This window comes from Variovorax gracilis, from assembly GCF_030317115.1.
Taxonomy (GTDB): Bacteria; Pseudomonadota; Gammaproteobacteria; order Burkholderiales; family Burkholderiaceae_C; genus Variovorax; species Variovorax gracilis.
Genome location: NZ_JASZYF010000104.1, coordinates 1 through 1,073 on the forward strand (window position 1 = coordinate 1; position 1,073 = coordinate 1,073).

Annotated in this window: 1 protein-coding gene; it reads left to right on the forward strand. The window is 63.1% G+C overall.

What is annotated here, in order from left to right; all coding sequences use genetic code 11:
* On the forward strand, positions 1-762 hold a 762-nt coding region (locus QTH97_RS36940; protein ID WP_286573758.1), incomplete at its 5' end, for an IS110 family RNA-guided transposase.
* Positions 763-1,073 lie beyond the last annotated feature (311 nt).

The following is a 1,073-nucleotide window of genomic DNA, read 5'->3' on the forward strand; positions in this document are numbered from 1 at the left end:
TGGCTGGCGGCGCAGCAGTCGGACATTCGTCGTGCCCCGATCAAGACTGTCGAGCAGCAGGCGGTGCTGTCGCTGCACCGAGCGCGCTCGCACTGGGTGAGCGTGCGCACGGCCACGATCAACATGCTGCGAGGCTTGTTGTACGAGTTCGGTGTCTCGCTGCCAGGCGGCAAGAAGGCTGGGCTCAAAACGATAGGTGCCAGGCGGTCTGATATCGACGATCAACTGCCACAGCTGATGCGTCGGCTGGTCGACCTGCAGCTCGAAGCGATCAAGGACGTCGAGCGCCGCATCGATCAGCTCGACGCCGAGATCGCCGAGCAGCAACGCCAGCTTGGCACGGCGCGCAGGCTGCGCGAAGTGCCGGGCATCGGCGTGCTCGGTGCGACAGCGCTTGCCGCCACGCTGGGTGACGCCAATGGCTGGCGCTCAGGGCGAGAGTTCTCGGCCAGCCTTGGACTGGTTCCGGCGCACAGCGGAACAGGCGGCAAGACGCGCGTCGGACACCTGAGCAAGCGTGGGGACCCCTACCTGCGGACATTGCTCATCCATGGCGCACGTGCAGTGATTACGCACGTGAGGGTCAAGCCCGCATGGCTCGAAGAATTGTTGCGACGCCGGCCGCTCAACGTGGCGGTGGTGGCGTTGGCGAACAAGATGGCTCGTACGGCCTGGGCGCTGGTGGCGCACGGGCAGGCGTACCAACCGGAGTGGAAGAGTACTCCGCCAAGTGGCTGCGGCGCGCACGCGCAGGCGGCTTAGATCAACAACGTGAGACATTGACCATAGGAATGGAAGCCACGAAGAGTGCGTGAGTCGAGTCGATGAAGTGATGGTGAAGCGGTCGGACCGCGGGTCGGGACAATCTGGATTTCCGTCTGGGCAAGCATCGTGCGAAGCCCGCCAAAGGAGATGAGACCCGATCTCGCGAATGACCATCAAGGCCAGCGGCGGACTTCGGTCCGATCTGCATGAACAGGCCGGATATAAGACCGCAGTCGTTACCGCCGAATCAGAGCTTCAAGAACTGGCTTGTTGCACGGGAGGCGTCCATATAAGATGGAAATGTCGAC